19 protein-coding genes are annotated in these 20,799 nt (G+C 65.1%); 6 read left to right on the forward strand and 13 right to left on the reverse strand.

The annotated features are described in order from the left end of the window. The first annotated feature begins 64 nt into the window (after nt 1–64). Nucleotides 65–1,246 carry a PucR family transcriptional regulator gene (locus CFOUR_RS11005; protein ID WP_290179494.1) on the forward strand — a complete coding sequence of 394 codons (1,182 nt, stop codon included), beginning with the start codon at nt 65–67 and terminating at the stop codon, nt 1,244–1,246. Here the strand turns inward: CFOUR_RS11005 and CFOUR_RS11010 are convergent. The 4 genes from CFOUR_RS11010 to gabT form a co-directional block, all read right to left on the reverse strand. After that, nucleotides 1,206–2,843, reverse strand: coding sequence for a thiamine pyrophosphate-binding protein (locus CFOUR_RS11010; protein ID WP_085957112.1), 1,638 nt, complete (start codon nt 2,841–2,843; stop codon nt 1,206–1,208). The two genes, CFOUR_RS11005 and CFOUR_RS11010, sit on opposite strands and share 41 nt — an antisense overlap. 165 nt (nt 2,844–3,008) lie before the next feature. Beyond that, a complete protein-coding gene (locus tag CFOUR_RS11015) occupies nt 3,009–4,379 on the reverse strand; it encodes an aldehyde dehydrogenase family protein (RefSeq protein ID WP_085957111.1) in 1,371 nt (456 codons plus the stop codon). A gap of 20 nt (nt 4,380–4,399) precedes the next feature. After that, nucleotides 4,400–5,788: an NAD-dependent succinate-semialdehyde dehydrogenase gene (locus CFOUR_RS11020; protein WP_085957110.1), complete on the reverse strand. Its 1,389-nt coding sequence runs from the start codon at nt 5,786–5,788 to the stop codon at nt 4,400–4,402. Next, entirely contained in the window at nt 5,788–7,101 is a 1,314-nt protein-coding gene (gabT, locus tag CFOUR_RS11025; RefSeq protein ID WP_085957108.1) for a 4-aminobutyrate--2-oxoglutarate transaminase, read from the reverse strand. Before gabT ends, CFOUR_RS11020 begins: the two co-directional genes overlap by 1 nt. A gap of 116 nt (nt 7,102–7,217) precedes the next feature. On the opposite strand from gabT, the gene CFOUR_RS11030 reads away from it, so the two are divergent. Beyond that, nucleotides 7,218–8,657, forward strand: coding sequence for a PucR family transcriptional regulator (locus CFOUR_RS11030; RefSeq protein ID WP_290179495.1), 1,440 nt, complete (start codon nt 7,218–7,220; stop codon nt 8,655–8,657). A 5-nt stretch (nt 8,658–8,662) separates the two neighbouring features. On the opposite strand, the gene CFOUR_RS11035 is transcribed toward CFOUR_RS11030, so the two are convergent. From CFOUR_RS11035 to CFOUR_RS11055, 5 genes are all read right to left on the reverse strand, one after another. Continuing rightward, nucleotides 8,663–10,861 (reverse strand): LamG-like jellyroll fold domain-containing protein, encoded by a 2,199-nt coding sequence (locus CFOUR_RS11035; RefSeq protein WP_085957106.1) that lies wholly within the window; start codon nt 10,859–10,861, stop codon nt 8,663–8,665. A 478-nt stretch (nt 10,862–11,339) separates the two neighbouring features. After that, a complete protein-coding gene (locus CFOUR_RS11040) occupies nt 11,340–11,597 on the reverse strand; it encodes a hypothetical protein (protein WP_085957105.1) in 258 nt (85 codons plus the stop codon). 18 nt (nt 11,598–11,615) lie between these two features. Continuing rightward, nucleotides 11,616–12,926 carry an inorganic phosphate transporter gene (locus CFOUR_RS11045; RefSeq protein WP_085957104.1) on the reverse strand — a complete coding sequence of 437 codons (1,311 nt, stop codon included), beginning with the start codon at nt 12,924–12,926 and terminating at the stop codon, nt 11,616–11,618. A 150-nt stretch (nt 12,927–13,076) separates the two neighbouring features. After that, nucleotides 13,077–14,438: an SLC5/6 family protein gene (locus tag CFOUR_RS11050; protein ID WP_101706360.1), complete on the reverse strand. Its 1,362-nt coding sequence runs from the start codon at nt 14,436–14,438 to the stop codon at nt 13,077–13,079. Between the two features lie 62 nt (nt 14,439–14,500). Then, nucleotides 14,501–15,418, reverse strand: coding sequence for an ornithine cyclodeaminase family protein (locus CFOUR_RS11055; protein WP_085957102.1), 918 nt, complete (start codon nt 15,416–15,418; stop codon nt 14,501–14,503). A gap of 336 nt (nt 15,419–15,754) precedes the next feature. On the opposite strand from CFOUR_RS11055, the gene CFOUR_RS11060 reads away from it, so the two are divergent. Beyond that, the gene (locus tag CFOUR_RS11060; RefSeq protein ID WP_085957101.1) at nt 15,755–16,360 is read left to right on the forward strand and encodes a DUF4357 domain-containing protein; all 606 of its coding nucleotides are present in this window, start codon (nt 15,755–15,757) and stop codon (nt 16,358–16,360) included. A 272-nt stretch (nt 16,361–16,632) separates the two neighbouring features. Continuing rightward, nucleotides 16,633–17,226: a LysE family translocator gene (locus CFOUR_RS11065; protein ID WP_435383893.1), complete on the forward strand. Its 594-nt coding sequence runs from the start codon at nt 16,633–16,635 to the stop codon at nt 17,224–17,226. A 296-nt stretch (nt 17,227–17,522) separates the two neighbouring features. Here the strand turns inward: CFOUR_RS11065 and CFOUR_RS11070 are convergent, their stop codons facing one another. The 4 genes from CFOUR_RS11070 to CFOUR_RS11085 form a co-directional block, all read right to left on the reverse strand. Then, nucleotides 17,523–18,167 (reverse strand): hypothetical protein, encoded by a 645-nt coding sequence (locus tag CFOUR_RS11070; RefSeq protein ID WP_085957099.1) that lies wholly within the window; start codon nt 18,165–18,167, stop codon nt 17,523–17,525. Between the two features lie 304 nt (nt 18,168–18,471). Beyond that, complete coding sequence (locus CFOUR_RS11075; RefSeq protein WP_085957098.1) at nt 18,472–18,711, reverse strand: hypothetical protein; 240 nt, start codon at nt 18,709–18,711, stop codon at nt 18,472–18,474. Between the two features lie 84 nt (nt 18,712–18,795). Further along, complete coding sequence (locus CFOUR_RS11080; protein WP_085957097.1) at nt 18,796–19,020, reverse strand: type II toxin-antitoxin system Y4mF family antitoxin; 225 nt, start codon at nt 19,018–19,020, stop codon at nt 18,796–18,798. Between the two features lie 223 nt (nt 19,021–19,243). After that, a complete protein-coding gene (locus tag CFOUR_RS11085; RefSeq protein WP_085957096.1) occupies nt 19,244–19,630 on the reverse strand; it encodes a hypothetical protein in 387 nt (128 codons plus the stop codon). Nucleotides 19,631–19,821: 191 nt separating this feature from the next. Here CFOUR_RS11085 and CFOUR_RS11090 point away from each other — a divergent pair, with 191 nt between their 5' ends. Both CFOUR_RS11090 and CFOUR_RS11095 read left to right on the forward strand, forming a co-directional pair. Continuing rightward, nucleotides 19,822–19,989, forward strand: coding sequence for a hypothetical protein (locus CFOUR_RS11090; protein ID WP_179154792.1), 168 nt, complete (start codon nt 19,822–19,824; stop codon nt 19,987–19,989). A 150-nt stretch (nt 19,990–20,139) separates the two neighbouring features. Beyond that, nucleotides 20,140–20,799, forward strand: coding sequence for a DUF4357 domain-containing protein (locus CFOUR_RS11095; protein ID WP_179154791.1), 660 nt, complete (start codon nt 20,140–20,142; stop codon nt 20,797–20,799).

Consider the following 20,799-nt stretch of genomic DNA (forward strand, 5'->3'; position numbering starts at 1 on the left):
GTGACGGGAACCTCTTTCGCGGTTGCTGGCCCAACTCATAATCCGCGGTTGTATCTTTGTGCACATGCACACCCATACCGACGAGCAGTGGAGCGGCCTCGTGCAGCAGGTCCGCGACGACCTGGACGAAGTAGTGGATGACTTCCTCGTTCTCTTCCACGAATCCGGCTACTACCGCGAGGATGTGGTGGACAATGCCGAGCTGCGGGCGACGGCCTCGAGCATCCTGGGACTGTTTCTTGTCCAGCTCGAGTTCGGCATCGACGAGGACGTGCTCGCCGCTCACGCGCGGCAGCTGGGCACGAAGCGCGCTCACCAGGGGGTGCGCCTGTCCGCGCTCGTGGATGCGATCCAGATCGATTTCACCGTCCTATGGGACCGCTTCCGCCGAAACGTTGCGCCGGAACAGCTGCCCATGCTGGTGGACCACGTCGACGACATTCAAAAACTGGTGTCGCGCTACACGGTGTACATCCGCGGCGCGTACGCCGCCGAGCAAGCGCGCGCCCGCCACGACGCGCGCTTCGCACACGCCAGGCACATCGAGCGGCTCTTTTCCGCGGAACGTTTAGGCCCGCAGGCCGTGGGGGCTATTTCGCGTGCGCTGGGCATCAGCGACAGCACCGCCATCGACTTAACCGTCTACCACCCCAACGCGTGGGCCCCGGCCCAGACGGCGCTGGAGCCTCTGGCGGCTAAAGGGGAGATCTTCGGCCACGGCTACCGGGGGCTGTACGCGGCATTTTCCCCGGCTGCCGAGGGCAGCAGCGACCAGGCCATCATCCGCAGCCACACGGACAATCTCGGCGGAGTGACCTTCGATAGGCTGCCTGGCCTGGCGGCGGTGCGCAGCGCGGTGCGCGGCTGCGTCGCAATGTTCGACGCAGCGGAAAACCCGGGCCAGCTGATCCCCGTCGGCGACGCAGCCTGGGCGCTTGCCGCGCAGCACTTGCACCCCTTGCTGCCGGGGGAGCTGCAGCGCGCCCATGCAGCCGTGGCGCAGATGCGCGCGGACGCGCCGGATGTACTCGAAACCGTGGCCGCGTACCTGCAAAGCGGCTCCACGAAAGACGTGGCCGACGCCCTGCACTGCCACAGAAACACCGTGGTCAACCGGCTGCAGGCCTTCAAAACCCAGGCCGGTTTGGACATCACCGTCCCCGCGCAGGCAGCGGTTGCGCTTTCGGCTCTGCCCTGGCGCGGGCCTACTCCGGCAGCCCCAGCTCCTGCGCCACAATCACATTGACAATGGCGGGCACGCGCTCCTCGCGCACCTTCTGCAGCGCCCGCGCGATCGCGCCGGCGGCCTGCTCATCGGAGGTGACAAGCTCGCCGTAGCCGCCGAACGCTTTGGCCACCTCGGCGAAGTCCGGGTTGACCATCTGGGTTCCGCTCACGCGCCCGGGGAAGTGCTTCTCCTGGTGCCCGCGGATGGTGGAGTACTGCCCGTTGGTCACCGTCACCGCCAAAAACGCGGTGCCTTCCTGCACTGCGGTGGCCAGTTCCTGGCCGTTCATCAGGTATTCGCCGTCGCCGGCAATGGTGACCACGGTCCGCTGGGGAAACTCCAGCGAGGCAGCGATCGCGGCCGGCACGGAGTAGCCCATGGAGCCGTTGCGCATGCTCAGCTGCGAGGGGAATTGCTCCGTGCGCAGGAACCGTTGCGCCCAGATGCAGTGGTCGCCTGCGCCGAAGGTGTAGATGCCGTCGTCGCCGAGCTGTTCCTGCAGCTGCCGGAACACCTCTTCCAGGTGGGCGGTGCCCTCCGGCGCGTCGCGCCACGTTTCCGGCCCGGCAATGGCGGCGTAGTCCAGGTGCGCTTGGTGCGCGGCGGTGAAGCGCTGCTCGTCCGCCACCGGAACCTCGAGCTGCGCGAGCGCGTCCACGAATGCTTTAGGCGAGGCCACAATGTGTTCGGTCACGGCGCCGGAATGACCGCGCAGCGAGGTGTCCATCGTGGCGACGATGTTGACGGCATCTGGGCTCTGGCGCAGGGTGTAGCCGTCCGTAGGGACGTCGCTAAGCACGGCCCCGACCTGCAGCAGCACATCCGCTTCCTCGAGCAGCTGCGCCACCGCATCGTCGCGCCCGTAGCCCAGCCAGCCGGCGTTGGCGGCCGCGGAGAAGGCGATGCGGTCGGATGCGCGCCAGTCGTGCACCACCGGAATATTGTGCTCGTGCGCAAACTGCGCCAGCTTGTCCGAGGTCTCGCCGTCCCAGCCCGGGCCGCCCGCGTAGATCAGCGGTGTTTCCGCCTGAGACAGATGCTTGGCGACGGCGTCCCGTTGCCCCGGCGAAACCCCTCCGCCCGAGACCGGACGCGGCGGGTAGACGGTGCCTTCAAACTGCTGGTACAGGACGTCTTCCGGCAGCCCGATCACCACCGGCCCCGGCCTGCCGGTAGAGGCCTGGAAGAACGCGTCGGCGACGACTCGCGACGCCGAAGCTGGATCATCCAGCACAAACACCTGCTTGGCTTGGGTGCCGAACCAGGCTTTCGGGTCGAACTCCTGGAAGGACTCGCGGTCCCGGTCCGCAAACGGGATCAAGCCGACGAACAGCACCATCGGCGTGCAGTCCTGCCACGCCGCGTGCACCGCCACAAACGCGTTGGACGCGCCCGGGCCGCGCGTGACCATGGCCACGCCCGGTTTACCCGTGGCCTTGCCGTGCGCCTCCGCCATGTAGGCGGCGCCGCCCTCCTGGCGGCACACCACTGTGTCTATGTCCGAATCGTGCAGACCGTCCAGCACCGGAAGGAAGCTCTCCCCGGGGACGATGAACGTGCGCTCGACGCTGTGCGCCTCAAGCGCGTTCACGATTGCCTTGCCAACGTGGACCATGCAGGTGCCGCCTTTCTTTCACGGAGTGTTTTCACGGGAGGGGAGTCATTCCCCAAAAACGTATGCGAGCGCGTTCGCGCCGGGACCGGGTTGCGCATTTGGCGTGCGAAACGTCAACGCCCGCACGGGGCCGATATGCAAATGCACACCCGGGAGGCCGCCGCCTTAGTCGGCGACGAAGTAGAGCTGCTTGTTCACGAACTCGTCCATGCCCACCGGGCCGAGCTCGCGGCCGTAGCCGGACTGCTTCACGCCGCCGAAGGGCAGCTCAACCCCCTCGCCGGCGGGAGTGTTCACGTTGGCCATGCCGACCTCCAGCCGGTCCGCCACCGCCTTCGCCCTGCCTTCGTCGGTGGAGAACACCGCGCCGCCGAGACCGTAGAGCGAGTCGTTGGCGAGTTCGACGGCTTCCTCGTCGGAGGCGACCTTGTACACCTCTGCCACCGGGCCGAAGAACTCCGCGTAGTACGAGTCGGACCCGCGGGGGATGTCCGTGATCACCGCGGGCGAAACGTACGCGCCGGTATCTGCGAGCTCGCCCCCGGTGCGCAGGTTCGCCCCCGCCGCGACTGCCTGCTCGAGCTGGCTGCGCAGGTTCTCCGCCGCGCCGCGCGACGACAGGGGGCAGTACGTGGCCTCGGCGTACGCGTCCCACGTCGTCGATGTCATGGCCTCCGCCAACTTCACCAGCTCCGCAACGAACTCGTCGTAGATGTCCTCCATGACGATGATTCGCTTGTTGGAGTTGCAAGCTTGACCGGTGTTGACCATCCGCGTCTCCCACGCCAGCTGCGCCGCTGCGGCAACGTCGTCCGTGTCCAGCACGACATACGGGTCGGTGCCGCCGAGCTCGAGCACCACCTTCTTCAGCTTCTCTCCGGCCTGGGCCGCAACGGCCGCGCCGGCGCGCTCGGAACCGGTCAGCGAGATGCCCTGGATGCGCCGGTCCGCGATGATGTCCGAGATCTGCTCGTGCGTGGCAAACACGTTGGTGTACACGCCTGCCGGGATGCCCGCCTCGCGGGTGAGCTCCTCGAAGCGCAGTGCACTTCTGGGGCAGATCTCCGCGTGCTTCAAGATGATGGTGTTGCCCAGCATCAGGTTCGGCCCGGCAAAGCGCGCCACCTGGTAGTAGGGGAAGTTCCACGGCATGATGCCCAGCAGCGGCCCGATGGGGAGGCGGCGAAGTACCGCGGTCCCGTCCGCGCTCGGAATTGCCTGCTCGGCCGCGAAGGTCTCCCCGTTGTCGGCGTAGTACTCGATGATGTCGGCGGAAAACTCCACCTCCTCCACCATCTCCGGCAAAGGCTTGCCCATCTCGACGCACGACACTTCGGCGAGTTCGCGGCTGCGCTCGCGCAGCAGCTGCGCCAACTTCTTCAGCCGCTCGGCGCGGTAGCCGTACGGCTGCGCCGACCACTGCGCGAAAGCGCGCTTGCTGGCGGCAATCGCGTCCTGGATCTGCTGGTCTGTGGCGCCGTCGAAGGTTTCCACCACTTCACCGGTCGCCGGGTTGGTTACTGCGTATTGGGACATGGTTCATGCGCTCCTTTCGGCTACAACGCCAGGTATTTCACGTCCAGGTACTCTTCGATGCCCTCGGCGCCGCCTTCGCGGCCGAAGCCGGACTGCTTGATGCCGCCGAAGGGGGCGGCCGCATCCGAGATCGCGCCACGGTTGATGCCGACCATGCCAGCGGTGAGCTCTTCCGCTAGACGACGGCACGTGTGCACGTTCTCGCTGAACCCGTACGCCGCCAGGCCGAACTGGGTGCCGTTGGCGGCCGCGATGCCCTCCTCGAGGGTGGAAAACGTGGTCACGGTGGCCACCGGGCCGAAGATCTCTTCGTGCAGGATGCGGGCATCCGAGGGAACGCGACTAAGCACAGTAGCCGGGTAGAAGTAGCCCTTCCCCTCGGGCACCTCGCCGCCGCAGCGCACGGTGGCGCCGGCGGCGACCGCGTCGTCTACCAGCGCCGCGATGCCGTCGCGCTGCTTCGCGGTGATCATGGGGCCGAGCGTGACACCGTCGTCCATGCCGTTGCCCATTGTCACCTCCGCCATGCGCCGGGTGAGGCGAGCGGTGAACTCCTCTGCGAGGGATTCGTGCACGATGAAGCGGTTCGCGGCGATGCAGGCCTCGCCGCCGTTGCGCATCTTCGCCTGCATGGCGCAGTCCAGCACCAGGTCCAGGTCCGCGTCCTCGCACACGAGGAACGGGGCGTTGCCGCCGAGCTCCATCGAGGTGCGCAACAGGTTGTCCGCGGACTGCTTGACCAGGATCTTGCCCACGTTGGTGGAGCCGGTGAAGGTGATCTTGCGCAGGCGCTCATCCGCCATCAGGGTCTGCGACAACCCGGCGGAATCCGTGGTGGTGAGGATCTGCACCAGGTCGCGCGGGCCGCCGGCTGCGGTGACCGCCTCGGCGATGACCTCAGCGACAAGCAGCATGGTCAGCGGTGTCTCCGCAGCGGGCTTGACCACAATCGGGCAGCCGGCGGCCATCGCCGGGGCGATCTTGCGCGTGGCCATAGCCAGTGGGAAGTTCCACGGCGTGATGGCCAGCACGGGGCCGACGGGGGTGCGGGTGACCAGGATGTCGCCGTTGCCGGCCGGGGCGCGCCCGATGCGGCCCGGGATGCGCACCGCCTCCTCCGCGAACCAGCGGAAGTACTCGGCACCGTAGGCCACCTCGCCCTTCGCCTCTGCAAAGGGCTTGCCCATCTCTGCGGTCATGGTGCGGGCGAACTCGTCGGTGCGCTCGGTGATCTTCTCGTAGACGGCGCGCAGCACCTCCGCGCGCTGGCGCGGGGCGAACTCGCCCCACGCTTGCTGCGCCTGGACCGCGCGGCCGAGCGCTGCGAGCCACTCGTCCTTGCCGGTGTCTGCGACTCGGCCGATGACTTCCTCGGTGGCCGGGTTGACCACTTCAAACTGTGCTGACATTACGCGAGACGCTCCTTTACTGCGCCGGCGAGAACCTCCAGGCCCTCCACCAGCAGGTTTTCCGGGATTACCAGCGGCGGCAACAGGCGGATGACGTTGCCGTCCATGCCGCAGGTCAAGATCAGCACGCCCTGGTCCTTGCACGCGGCGGCGATGTCGGCGGTGGCGGCGCCGTCTTCCAGCTCGAGCGCGATCATCGCGCCGCGCCCGCGCAGCTCACGCACGCCGTCTAGCGCGATCAAGGGCTCCAGGTGGGTGCGCACGAGCGCTTCAATCTCTCGCGCACGCGCCGGCAGGTCGTGCGTTTCCATCTCCTCAATGGCCGCGAGCGCTGCGGCGCAGGCGACCGGGTTGCCGCCGTAGGTGCCGCCGAGCGCGCCGGGGATGGGGGCGTCGATAATTTCCGCGCGGCCGGTGACACCGGACAGCGGCAGCCCGCCTGCGATGCCCTTCGCGGTGGTGATCACGTCCGGGACGACACCTTCGTGGTTAACGGAGAACCACTCGCCGGTGCGGGCAAACCCCGCCTGGATCTCGTCTGCGACGAAGACGACGTCGTTGTCGCGGCACCACTGCGCGATGGCCGGCAGGAAGCCTTCGGCGGGGACGATGAAGCCGCCTTCGCCCTGGATCGGCTCGATCACCACACAGGCGAGGTTTTCTGCGCCGACTTCCTGCTCGATGGTTGTGATTGCGCGGGCGGCGGCTTCTTCGCCCGTCAGGCCGTCGTGAAGCGGGTAGGAGCCCGGTACCCGGTGCACGTCGGAGGCAAACGGGCCGAACTTGGTCTTGTACGGCTTGTTCTTTGCCGTCATGGCCATGGTGAGGTTGGTGCGGCCGTGGTAGCCGCGGTCGAAGACTACCACGGCGGGCTTGCCGGTGTAGGAGCGCGCGACCTTCACGGCGTTTTCCACCGCCTCCGCGCCGGAGTTGAGCAGGAAGGACTTCTTGGCAAAATCGCCCGGGGTCAGCTCGTTGAGCTTCTCGCACACCGCGACGTAAGACTCGTACGGCGAGACCATGAACGAGGTGTGGGTGAACTTCGACGCGGCGTCTGCAGCGGCTGCGGCGACCTTTTCGTTGGACGCGCCCACGGAGGTCACGGCGATGCCGGAAGCGAAATCAATAAACGAGTTGCCGTCCGCATCCGCGAGCACACCGCCGTCGCCTGCAACGACGTAGCCCGGCAGGCCGGGCGACAGTGCGCGGGCCACGGCGGTCTGCCGGCGGGCGTCGAGTTCTTTGCTCGTCGGCCCCATCCCGTCGGTGACCACTCGTCGCTCTTGCGGGAGGTGGTAGTTCAAATCCTGCATCCCTGCTCCTTACTTTCGGTTTCTGCGTGTTGCAGGACAGTATGAGCGCTGTGTGTGAGCGCCGCCATGTACAGTGTGGCGATATTCTTGGCCCCGGTTGTACTAGGTGGAGCATCATGGACCTGACCTTTGCGTGGCTGCTGCACAAACAAGAACTCGCACTGCGCGAGCTTGTCGCGCCGTCTACCAAGCACTTTTCACTGGCGCAGACCAACGAGCTGGAAGACGCCACGGAGTTCATCCAGCCCGAATCGCTCGTGCTCACCGTCGGTATCGCGTTCAAGAACCACCCCGCGGACCTCGGGCGCTACATCGACCACCTGGCGGACGCGGGCGCGGTAGCGGTCGGCTTCGGCACCGGCCTGACCTTCGACGCGGTCCCGGAGCAGGTGCTCGACGCCGCGCGGCGGCGCGGCATCGGCGTGTTTGAGGTGCCGCGGCGCATCCCATTCATCTCCATCGTCACCGCCATCCACCAGGAGCAGCGCCGCCGGACGCAGGTGGAGCAGCAGCAGCTTATCGACGCCCAGGAGCACCTCACCCGGTCTGCCATCCCCGGGTCCTTGGACATGCTCGCCTCAGCGGCCGCCGAGCTGCTCGACGCCAGCGTCCGCATCACCGGACCCGGCGCGGCACCGGTCGCCGTCGCCGAATCTGCAGGCTACAGCGCCGCCGTGGAGCGGGGAGAGCGGATGCGCTCGTCCACGCAGCGCCTGGTTTCGGGCCCGCAGCGCCCCTATTCGCTGCAGATCCGGTCGCACCGGCGCCCGCCCGCCGCGCTGGTGCGCCACTGCGCCGGTCTTGCGGACATGCTGCTGGCGCGCCCGGCCGAACTTCGCACCGCGCGCAACGAGCTCAACGCCTTCGCCCTGTCCGCCCGCTTCGGGCTGGGCGATTCCACAGCACTGCTGCCCCGTGGCTTTGACACGCCTATCGACGACTCCGGCCTCACCCGCCCCGTCGTCATCACCGCCGACCGGCCCCGCGCGCTCTCGCAGGCCCGCTCCGCGCTGGACCGCGCAGCCGAGGCGCACGGGCACTTCCTGTACGCCACCGCGCTCGACCCCGTGAGCATGGTGGTGCTGGTCCACCCCGAGCACAGCGGTGCGGACCTGCTGGACTCGCTCGGCCCCGCGGCGCAGCGGGTGCGCGTGGCAGTTGGCCGCCCGGTGCCCGCCGCGGAGCTGGCCGAGCCGCACATCCGCGCGCTCAAAGCTAGGTGCGCGGTCTTAGCGCTGGGAGGAAACGCGCTTCCGGGCTCCTCGCGGGCCAGCTGGCTGACCGAGCCGGCCGTGGCCGAGGCCCTTGTAGCCCAGCGCAGGGAGCTGTTCGGCGTGCTCGAGGCGGAAGATGCCGCGCGCAACACCGACTACGCCAGGACGTTGAGCGTGTTCCTGCAGCACGGCGGGCAGCTGGCGCACACCGCCGACGCGTTGGGCGTGCACCGGCACACCGTCCGCTCCCGGATGGCGCGCATCCAAAAGCTGTGCGGCATCGACTTATCCGATCCGGCCACCTTCGCGGAGGCCTTCTTCGCCGCGACGGCCGAGGTGTAGCGAACCTACATCTGAGGCAGGTACGGGCGCACCTGGTCCACAATCCACTGGAGCGTGCCGCCCGCGCCGGCGAGCAGCGCTGCGAGCAGGCCGAGCGCGCCAACGAGTACACCGCCGGCGAACGCGCCCGCGATGCTGCCCGCGTTGGAGGAGCCGCCCTCAGACTCGGCCTCCGGCGCAGTGGTCGTCGGTGCCGTTGTCTTCGGTGCCGGGGCCTCGCCGCGCGCGGTGAGCCACTGGTCGGGGCCGATCGGGTGGTCCACCATGCGGATCTCGCCGATGTTGCCGAACCAGCCGTCCACCTTGTCGTTGTCCCAGGCGGAGGTGCCCAGCAGCCACTTGTCGCCGTTGCCGCCCATGCCCACCGGGCCGTAGCCGTCGCGCAGGATGGGCGAGCCGTCCACGTACATGGTCACGGACTTGTCCGCCGGATCGTTGACCACCGCGATGTGCATCCACTTGCCCTTGGGCACTTCGTGGGTCCAGTTGGAAAAGCCCTCGCCGTTGTCGCCGTAGGAGTACCAACGCAGCTCGCGCAGGCTGGACACGCCCAGCATCTGGATCGGGTCGCCGTCCTCGTTGTCGGGGTGGGTGATGGTGCCGGAGGCGTCGCGGATCAGGGCGTTGGACCACTTGTTGTTGTCAGCATTCCAGTCCTCGTCGAGTTTGAGGAAGGCCTCCATGGTGTAGCCGTTTTCAAAGTTCATGGAGTTGATGTCCGCGCCGGTGGCGGTTTCGAACCAGGCGGTGGAGTGCTTGTGCTGCGGGTCCTTCCACTCCAGCGAGCCGCGGTCGGAGGACAGCGGGTGCTTGTCGTCGCTAAAGGTCACCGCATCTGCGCCTGCGCCGACGCGGTGGCGCACGCGGGTCATGTCGTCGCCGTGTTCGACGTCTGGGATGACGGCACCGGCGGGGGCGGAATCGCCGTCGTTAAGCAGCTTGCCCTCCACCTTGGTCTGGCCCGGGCGCCAGTGCACGACGGTGCCGTCCACGTACGCGTAGTCCTGCTCGTTTTTCGGCTGGTCCTTCTCGGTGACCTGGTAGGGCGTGTAGCCCTGCGTGATGGTCTGCTTCAGGGCCTCGTTGTAGTCCGGGTCGTTGGCGTCGCCAGCCGCGAAGTCCGGGGCGAAGGCCTTGAAGCGCTCGGCGAAGTTGAAGTCGATGGTGTAGGAGTCGCCCTTACCCTCCATGATCAGGTGGTCGAAGGAGGTCAGCTTGTCGTGCTTCTTGTCCTTCACCCACGGCGAGTAGGCGAGCATCTGCAGCTGGTTGTGGGTCAGGTCGAACTGCAGCTGGCCCATCAGGCCGTTGCCGCCCAGGTAGGCCATCTGGTAGTCCTGCAGGATGTTGATCACGTCGTGGCCTGCGTCGTTCTTTTCCACGTGGTAGCCCGCGCCGTGGTGGTGGCCGGCGATGGTGAGGAAGATCTGGTCGTTTTTGCGGATCAGCGTGTCCCACAGGTGCTGGCCGTACTCCTCGGTGAAGTAGGTGGAGCCGTCACCGTTGATGCCGGAAATCTCGTGCGCAGTGAGGATCACCGGCAGGTCGGGGTGGGCGTCGATGACACCCTGGGCCCAGTTGAGGGTGTCGTCGTTGGCGCGGAAGCCCAGCGCCAGCACCAGGTACTTCTGGCCCTCGGCCTCGAAGATGTGGTACTCGGATTCCACCTTCTGGCCGGGGAAGCTGTACTTGTCGCCGGTGCCTCGCTCGTAGATGCCGGTGGAGGTCGTGCGGCCCATGTAGGTGGAGTTCTTCTTCGCGCGCTCTTCCGGGAAGTACTGGTTGAACGCGGAATTATCGCCGAACATGGTCAGGTCGTGGTTGCCCGGCAGCACGGAGTAGTTCACTCCGGCGTCTTCCAGCTTTTTCATCGCGCGGTCTGCGATGTCCCAACTGGCACGGTCTTCCGGCTGGTCCACCACGTCGCCGAGGTGGGTGACAAACTGCGTGCCCAGCTTCTTGTGGTTTTGGGCGAGGAACTCGGTCTGCGCGTCGTAGGGGTTTAAGCCGTAGCGGTCGCCGAAGATGTCGCCTGCGGCTTCGGTGCCGTAGCGGGAGTAGAACTGGGTGTCCGGCATGACGCCGAGGGTGAAGCGGGAGGCCAGGTCTTCTGCGTGGTCCTCTGCGTGCGCGGTGGGCAGGGCGAGCTGGGTCAGCGGTGTGAGCAGGGCGAGGGCGGCGGCTGCGGCGACGTGTTTGCGCATGGGGGTCCTTCGTTTCAGGCAGTTGCGGGTAAGCAGTTGGAAATGTAGTTCCCCCAGGTTTCGCCATGGTGAAATTCAGGTGAAATTTATGCTTTGCGACGTCAACTTCGCCTCCTCGCCCTCAACGGCAAAAACCCGCCGCCTCCGGATGTGCCGGGGGCGGCGGGTTGGGCGCGTCCTAGGGAACTAGGAGCGTGCGTCGACGTGCGGGAGCACGGCGAGCGGCGAGAGGTCGTTCAGCGACGCGATGCCACGCTCCTCGTCGCGGAACCATGCGCGGACCGAGTTGATGAAGCCCTTCATGGCTCACCTCCTTTCATAGCCAGGGAAGGGAGTTAACCTTCCGTTCATTTCCGGGTAACCCTAGGTTCGAGTAAATAGTTTGTCAACACCAACGATTGGACGAAGTCCATTATTCCTGCGCACGCACGAAAAACGGGCCCTGGGAAAACCAGGGCCCGGCGGTCGGATGAAACGGTTAGAGGAAGGGGTACGGATCCCATCCGGTGAGGTACTCGATGCGCTCGCGCGCGATGAGCAGGAGGGCAGCGACGACCGCCACCATCACGATGGCCAGGAAGATCCAGCCCAGCACGCGGCGCGCGCCCGCCGGGGAGGAGCCGTCGCTTCCGGGGGAGAGGAAGTGGATGCTCATGGCGTACAGCGCCGGCAGGCCAGCGCCGAGCAGGATACCCACAGCGACGACCGCGAACAGAGATTTCAGCAGTTCAAGCACGGTAATTGTCCTTTCCGGCTAGCGGTGCGGGTGGTGGTCGGTGGTGACGGTGGTCGAACCCGACGTGTTGAGGCCGACGGAGGTGTCCACGAAGTCCGCGGGCTCGCCGGAATCGACGTGGCCGGTTTCGGAGCGCTGCGCGTCGCCGGTGGTGTGGGCCGGGGACTTGGAGTTGCCGTCCCAGTCGTCGTTGACGTTGTCCTTGTGCACCGGCTTCCGGGAGGCCTGCCAGAACATGTAGCCGCCGCCGAGCAGGATGATCAGGGCCAGGGCAATGCCGCCCCAGACCAGGTCGCCGCCGAGCTCAGCTGCCCAGTGGCCGACCCACCAGGTGACGAAGGACACCAGCGCGGCGATGGGCAGGGTGGTAATCCAGGCCAGGGCCATGCGGCCGGCCACGCCCCAGCGGACCTCGCCCTTCGGGCCGGTCAGGCCGGAACCGAGGATGGAGCCGGTAGCCACGTGGGTGGTGGACAGGGCCATGCCCAGGTGGGAGGAGGTGAGGATGATGGCGGCGGAGGAGGTCTCAGCAGCCATGCCCTGCGGCGGGTGGATCTCCACCAGGCCCTTGCCCAGGGTACGGATCACGCGGAAGCCGCCGGAGTAGGTGCCGATGGCGATTGCCAGCGCGCAGGCCAGCTGGATCCAAAACGGCATCGGGTGGTCGGAGCCGAACTGGCCGGCAGCCACCATTGCCAGGAAGATCACGCCCATAGTCTTCTGCGCGTCGGAGGTGCCGTGCGCGAGCGCCACCAGGGAGGCGGTGCCGATCTGGCCCCAGCGGAAGTAATTGTCGCGGTGCTCCTTTTCAGAGCTGGCGGTGATCTTGTACACCAGCCAGGTGCCGACGGCGGCGATGAGGCCAGCGACGAACGGGGCGAACAGGGCCGGGACGATGATCTTGTCCAGCACGCCCTGCCACACCACGCCGTCGAAGCCGATGGCGGCGATTGCCGCGCCGATCAGGCCGCCGAACAGCGCGTGGGAGGACGACGACGGGATGCCGAACAGCCAGGTAAACAAGTTCCACATGATGCCGCCGGCCAGGCCGGCGAACACCACGAGGAGGAGGCGCTCGGAATCTACGGTGTCGTTCAAGTCGAACAGATCGAGCTTGACGATGCCGCCCGCAACCGTCTTTGCCACGGCGACGGACAAGAATGCACCGATCAGGTTGAGTACACCGGCGAGCGCGACCGCCACTTTGGGCTTGAGCGCGCCGGTGGCGATGGACGTAGCCATCGCGTTGGCAGTGTCGTGGAAACCATTAGTGAAGTCGAAGAACAAAGCAACGACGATGATGAGTATCAGGAGAATTGTAATGCTCACGTGGGATGATTATGCGCCCCTATTAGCACATCTGACTAGGGGAAACGGTAAAATTCATCCACTCGTAAACAGGCGCATTCCGCCACCTTGGTGCCAACCTGCACAATCACGGATCGGCTTACCTAAAATTCACCTCATGGCAACCTGAGGTTAGCCAGCAACCATGTCCCACACCGTCACGGCCATGATGACAAGCCCCGCCACCAGCACAAAGATGGTGTCCGGGCGGCGCGCGTAGTGCTTAAACGCCGTGGCCTTGTGGAACAGCAGCGCCGGCATAATGTAGACCAAAAAGGCCACGAAGATGCCGCCGACCACAGAGATCATGTCCAGCACCGACGGGTTGGCCACCGCGGCGATCACCGCTGTGACGAAGACGAAGATGTTGACGCCCCACCGCAGCGCGTTCGCGGAAAAGCGGGCCGCGAAGTTTGGCGCCACACTGCGCAGCAGGTACGCCGTTCCCTCCTCCGTGCCGAGCAGGTGGCCGAAGAAGGAGGTGATAATCGCCGCGATCGCGATGATCGGGCTGATCCACGCCATAAACGGCGTGTGCGTCTGGTTGGCCAGATACGACAGCACCGGCACGTTCTGCTCGCGTGCGGCGTCCATGCCCTCCGCACCCAGGGACAGCGCGCAGGACCAGACGAAAAACATGGTGAAGGCAACCAGCATGATCGCCGTGACCAGCTCCACCTTGGACACTTCGCGCTCCGTCGCCGCGACGTCGCCGTCCTGCTTCTTCTGCGTGTCCAGCGCGAACTGGCTCAGCGCCGCCATGTGGCTGAAGGAAAACACCAGCACCGGCAGGATCAGAAGCAGCCCCTGCCAGACGGGGTAGGAGGACTCGTAGCTGCGGAAGCTGGCGAAGTCCCACTTCGGGATCAGGTAGATCGACACCGCCGCCAGCGCGATGATCAGCGGGTACACCAGCACATTGGCCAGCCACAGGGTGAGCTTCTTGCCCACGGCGTACGCGCCTGTCATGATGCCCACCGCCGAAACCGCCAGCACCCAGCGGCTCACCTGGGCGCCGCCCAGCTGGTTAACGATGAAGCTGTCCAGCGTGTTGGTGATGGAAATGGCGTAGATCAGCACCACCGGGTAGATGCCCAGCCAGTACATCAGCGCGGAAGCGAACCCGCGCTTGCGGCCGGTTAGCGCCGTGATCACCTGAAGCACGTCCAGCCCCTTCACCGGGGAGGCGGACACGATGCGCGCGTAGGTGCGGTGGGAGAAAAACACCATCGGGCCGATCAGCAGCGTGGCAAACACCAGCGGCCAAAACCCGAAGCTGCCTGCGTTGATGGGCAGAAACAGGATGCCGGCGCCGACGCCGGTGCCGAACAGTGTGATCACCCAGCGCATGAACGAGCCGTCTGGCTCATCGCCGGCGCGCTGCTCCTTGATCTGCTCGATGTCCGCGTCCGAGAGGTTGTCGCGGTCGAACTCCGCGCGGGAGAGCTCGAGGTGTTCTTCGCTGTGTTGCTCAGGTAGCTGAGGGTCAGTCATGGTGACCCACGTTACAGGTGGGGCGGGTGGGGCCTTTGCTTTGCGACGTCCCTCCGGCGCCCTCAGCGATCAAGGGCCTTCGCCAACGCCTGCGCGACGGCGAGGTCCTCCCACGGCATGCCGACCGTCTTGAACACCACTCGCCGGCCCGGGTCGAGTGCGACCTCGCCGCGCACGACGTCAGACATGGACACCACGTCGTCCCACGCCAGCACGCCCTTCTCCACCGCGATGGAGACGTCGCCTGCCTCACGCTGGGCGGCGTCGACGTCTTCGACGACGACGTGGGCGCCTGACAGGATGGCGTGGTCAAGCTCGCGAGTGTCCGTGGTGTGCGCACCCACAGCGAGGATGATCGCGTCGTCGCGCAGGTGGTCCACGGAAAGGATCGGCTCGGGCGAGGAGGTCGCCGTGACCACCAGCCCCGCCTTCGACACCGCCGCATCCGCCGCGGCGCTGCCGGACTCAGCCCACTCATAAGGGAAAGTTTCGGGCCGGTGCCGGGAGATGAAGGTAAACGAGACCTCCCGCACTCCGTCGAGCACATCCGCGATAGTCGCCGCGTGCCCGCGTCCCTGCGCGCCGGTGCCGAAAATCGCCACCTCCAGCGGCTCCGACATCGCCCGGAGCAACTCGACCACGCCGGCCACAGCAACGGCTGGGGTGCGAAGGGTGGTCAACGCTGCGGCGTCGATAAGCATCTGCGGCGAAAGCGTCCGCCCACCCATGAGCAGGTAGGACCCCTGCACCAGCGGCACATCCACGTCCGAGCCCGCGGGCTGAATGCCCAGCACTTTCACGCCCACCGCGCCACCTAGCGCCGAGGGCAGCAAGTGCATCTCACCGTGGGGGAGGGCGACCTTCTCGCGGTGCGGGTCGCTCGCAGGATCAAAGCCGGCGAGCAACGGTGTGCGGATGGCCTCCACCGCCGCCGCGGGCGACAGCGTAGCCATGGCCTCGTTGTAATCCACGTAGCGCATGCGCGCCAGTCTACGGCGGAGCGGGATGCTTGACGACGGGCCAAAGGTTGCCAAACCCAAACAGTTGGCGCACACCCACTTGTCCGCAATACGGAGTCCGCAAGGAGTGACGCATCATGGTGCTGTCAAGCAGGAGACGATCCAACTTTTTCTCATCGACGGCACCGCCGACGGCCCCGTTAAAGCGTCCATCCTGGGCTGGCTAGGCAAGGGCTCATCGGCCTCGAAAACCGCGCCTGGTTCAACCGCGCGATCTACCTCGCCACCAGCGACAACTCCTGGGGTCCGACCGAACTGAACTACCTTGAGAATGCCTTCTACAACCTGGCCAAGGAAGTGGATACATACAAGGTGGGCAACAGGAGCGAGCCTCCCGCTGGCAACGTTGCGGAGGAGCACGTCCCGGCACTCGAGGACCTCACCACGAACACGCGGCTCATTTTGAAGTCGCTAGGTATCGACGCCTTCGAGGCCCCACTCGGCGGCCACACCACGTCGACTAAGCAACCGAACGCATTGTCTGTAGTTGCAGAATACGACCCGGTCTTCGAGATCGGCGGGCCAAACACCTTCCATGGCGTAGCTCGTCGTACAGCGGATAAGCTCGTCGTGCTCAAAGGGGCGGCGCTCAGCGAAAGCGTCTCCCGCAGCGCTCCCGCGAGTGCGATCCGCGCCCGCGACTTCCACGCGAATGCGATCGAGGGCAACCGGCTGACAAAAGAAATCCCGTTTTCGAGCCCCTCCGCAGCCGCGGCATTTCTCAGCGGTTACGCCATCAGCGACCCCCAGGCTTGGAGAGTGCAAGGGGCGAACATGACGCTGACTCTGCGGACCTGCCCCAGGTCGCGGAAGAGGCCGCCGAAGTTGTGGACGCAACGGTTTCTGCCGAATAGACACTGGCTAATCGACAGACCAAAGGTTGACCTCACAAATCGTTGGTGACTCCCCAGTTGTCCGCAATGCGGAGCCCGCAAGCGCTTAAGGCAGATCCTGGGGAGAAAACGGAAGCCCTCGGACAGGTGGCGGATTTCTATAAAAGAGTTGTTACAAGAGCTGCCTAAATCACAGAACGTATCTGTTTCGCTGCAGGTGAGAGAGCCGTTATAGTTTCGTGCGCAAATCCAATAGCAGGGAGGTGTTAGGTGGCTCTTAGCGCCCTATTGACCCTTATGGGCGTGTGGTTCGCGGCGATGGCCTCGCCGGGTCCAGACGTAATGCAAATCATTCGCTTAGGTGCACGCTCTACGCGCGCAGCCGTATGGGCGGCGCTGGGTAGTACCACCGGCCTTACCATCTGGACCGTGGCCTCCTTGGCGGGGCTGTCCGCATTGATTTCTGCGCACCCTGGCATCCTCGTGGCCCTGCAGGTTGTTGGTGGCTGTTACCTGCTGTGGATGGCCTATACCGCCATTACCGGTGGCATCAAGGAGCGCCGCACGCCCGCAACTGTAGTGGGGACCGAAACCCGCGCCCCGCAGCCGCGCGGGTTTACACCGGACGGCATCATCAAGGCGGCCACCGCTTTTCGCATGGGATTTATCTGCAATCTTTCGAATCCCAAGGTGGTCATTTTCTTCGGTGCCATCTTTGCCAATTTCATCGATCCCGGCATGGGCATCGGTGCCAATCTCATGGTGGGTGCCGTATTGATTCTAGAAAGCCTCGTGCTCTTAGTGGGTGTGGCTTTGGCTACCCGCGCGGTTGCGAAGTGGATGGCTAAGAACTCCGCCTGGGTGGATATTGTCAGCGGTGTGGTCTTCCTTCTGCTGGGTGTGATTATCCTTTTTGAGGGCTTACGTTCTCTTTGAGGGCTTTGACCAACACGATCGGGCCGAGGAAATATGACTCCTCCGCCCGCCACGCTGCCGTCCCGGCCGGAGGCCTCGGCGAACTCGTCGAGCAACGCGAGAACGTCGGGGTAGCGCTACCCACGATGGCGTTTATCCAACTGCGCGGAAGTGACGAGTCCGTCGTCTTCCAGCCTGTCCAGAGCATTTCGGGCAGTGCATACGAGGGCATCTACCAAACTTATACAGTTATCTTCGGTGGTTGCTCACGAACACCAAGCTTATCCGCGGCTAAAGCGGTGCCCGACACCCACCCCTCACGCAGGCCGCACGCGCGCCCGCCCCAGCCGGTGCGCCTGCACAACCTCCTCCACGGAATACACCATGTCCCGAAGGGCACCGTACCCAGCGAGCTTCGTCTCGAGGTCCACGATCACCTGCAGGCCATCGACCCACATCTCCATAACCACGCGCGGTTCCGCCGTCCCCGGCGCAAACAACGGCAGCGGGAAGTACGCTGAGCCGGAGTCTTTACCGATCTCGCAGCCATCGACCGTGCTGCATTTGTAGCCCAGGCCCATCTCCGCCAGGCCGTCGCCAGCCAAATCAGCGCTAGGTTCCGGGAACTCAACCTCCCGGATTTTCACTCGCATCGCGCGATCCGCCTCGCCCGCGCTGGAGAGAGGTTTCGGCAACACGCTTGAGATGGTGTCGCAAAACGGCCCCATCATGTCCAGACGGCCGGCATCGGCGCTTTCCCGCGCGGTAATCGCGAGCCCGTATACGCCAGCAAACCGCGGTTCGTGCGCAAGCGCCTCCCCGCTGAGCTCCACCATCAACCTGGCCGCTGAGCCCGCTGATTCGACGGTTGTCGCCTGTCGCATCAGCAGCAGCGGCATACCAGCCATCAGGACAACGCCTGCGAGGTTTTCAACTACCTCACCCGTTTCCGGCTGCTTCATACTTACCGGCCGAGACTTTCTGGCTGCCCGATTCAGTTCGGCAACAATTGCATGCCCAAGCTCACGCCCAGAGGCACCTACCTCACCAAAACGATTTCCAACAATGACCCGGCCCCCAACGTGCGTTCCCGCCGCCTTGGCCCCAATTTTCCAAGTTTTCATCCCCATGCCCGGCAGCCTACGTCGCCCCCGCGCGAGCACAGCCCCTCACGTGCTCATTTCAGTGGACATCCGCCTATCGACGCACCAAAGGTTTCCCCCAGAAACAGTTGGTGCGCACCCAATTGTCCGCAATGCGGAGTTGTTAGAGCCAGTCTGCGCCCTCGTCATCGAGATCGACCAATGGCGGCCCACCGCAGTCGTACGCTGGTAGCTCATCTGCAGCATTTGACCCCGCCGATTCCCCAGACCGCCCCAGCGCCTGACGAAGGTCGCTCTTTACAGCCGCCACCTTGGCTGCCTCGAGAATGTTCGAGAAGAGATTGATGGAGGTGCTCATGCCGAAGAGACCATTAAGCGTCAACGCTTCAGGCAATAGCTCCATGTCCGGCAGTTTCAAAACTTGGCGGCCTCAAACAGTTGCTGCGTACCCACTTGTCCGCAATGTGGAGTCCGCAAGGGGCGACGCTCAAAATCGCCCCAGCTCGTCAGCTCTATGCACGACGGGTTCAAGGTCGTGCCCGAGCACGGCAAGAACGTCGATCACCTTGCCAATCTCGGCCGTCGGCTTACCGTGCTCCAGCTCCCGAAGGAACCGGTCCGACACGTCGGCAAGCTCGGCGACCTCCAGTTGGGTCAGCCTCCGCTCCTTACGCTGGGCGCGCACAAAGCTGCCGAGTGCCTCTATGTCCACGTGTCTCGTCTCCTCGCTGACCGTATGCTGTTACGGAACGTTCGCACCGAATCTGTTCCTATAGGCCGTGAGGTTAGCTCAAAACAGCGTATTTCGGTGTGTTCGCTCCGAATTGGAGGCACGCGCCCTCAATTTCAGATCGGCACGTTCGTTCCGCCGAGGGCAAGCTGGCAGGGTGGTCTCGGCCGCATACACGCAGCGATCTGCCTATCTACGCACCGGCTTAGCCCAGCGGCGCGTAGCCAAAGTCACCGCGCTGCACCTGACTGCGGGCATTCGGGTCGAAGGTTGCGCACAGGGCTGCCGCCACGTAGCGCACACCGCCTGCCGGCGAGGAGGAGCCGACGCGCTCGGCGCAGTTCTCCAAGGCTGGCAGGCCGATACTCTCCCCGGGCGAAGTCATGGAGAAGAAGGACGCGGCCATCATGGTGTTGCCATCGGCGCGCACGTATTCCGAAGAGCCCTTAATAGCTTGCCAAGCAATCGCCCCGACGGGATCGGTGCGGAACTGGTCCCGCTCAGTTGGGGTCATCTCGGCGTTAGCAGCAGGCACGGACAGTGTTGTGATGAGTAGTGCTGCTGTTGCAGCAAGGAGACGAAACTTTTTCATAGGAACACTCTATCTCCCGCGCCACCGTTTTCCTCGGCATTGCCGACCCCGGCTTAACTGATGGCGCTGCGCAACTGTCGAATCTCGGCAGGCCCCACACGGCGCAATGCGGAGTCAGCACGGGATGACGCATCGACAACCTCCACCACCTCAAGCTGAGTCAGCCTGAGTTTCGGATTACGCTCAACCGTATGGGTTCCCCGAAAACGCTGCAGCTTTTCATGATGGACGGCACTGCCGCCGGGCCGATCAAGGCCTCGATTAGAAATTGGGTCGGCCGGGTCTATTCAATCCCGCGCACCGAGCTCAATTCTGAAGAACTCCGAGGGCGTCCGGAGCTGAACCACCCCGCGGTGTAATTCCTGGTTGGCACGAACCCGGAGACGGACAAGCCGCGCATTTACATCGGCCAAACCGCGCCCCGCCAGAACGGCGTCGCTTTTGCCAGGGCCGCCGAGCATTCACGCAGCGCGGACAAAGACTTTTTCAACCGCATCATCTACGTAGTTGTGGTTGACGATTCCTGGGGCGCCACCGAAATCACCTTCCTGGAAAACGCGTTCCACCAGCGCGCTATTAAAGCGGACCGTTACGAGGTCGCCAACGGCAACACCCCGTCAGCTGGCAGTGTCAGCGAAGAGACCCAAGCGGAGTTGGACGAGTTTATCGAGAACACCAACCTCATCATCAGCGCTCTGGGCGTTTCCGCTTTCCAACCGAAAGCAACTTCGTCGAAGGCTCGCACCTCGACCAACACGGCTGCAGCCCCGGCGCGCCCGAGCGATGACGAGGAACCGGTCTTCGAGCTCACTGTTCTCAGCCAAGGTGTTCAGGGCCTGGGCCAGCGCACCACTTCCGGCTTCCTTGTCCTCGAAGGATCTACGTTGCGCCCGGAGCTGCGACCCAGCGCCCCACGAGGGGTCCACGCCACGCGGGAGCGCTACGCGGACCAGATCCAGGACAACACACTGACCTCAGACTTGGAGTTCACCAGCCCGTCCGCCGCAGCGGCATTCCTGGTGGGCGGAGCCGCAAATGGCAGAACGATGTGGCACCTGCAGGATGAACCGTCCACCACGCTCGCAGCCTGGGAAGACCGCGAAGGCGACGAAGCCGACCAGCAGGCAGCGCCAATCGGCCTGCTCACCCCACCGACCGAAGCGCCCTAA

Source organism: Corynebacterium fournieri, from assembly GCF_030408775.1.
GTDB lineage: Bacteria > Actinomycetota > Actinomycetes > Mycobacteriales > Mycobacteriaceae > Corynebacterium > Corynebacterium fournieri.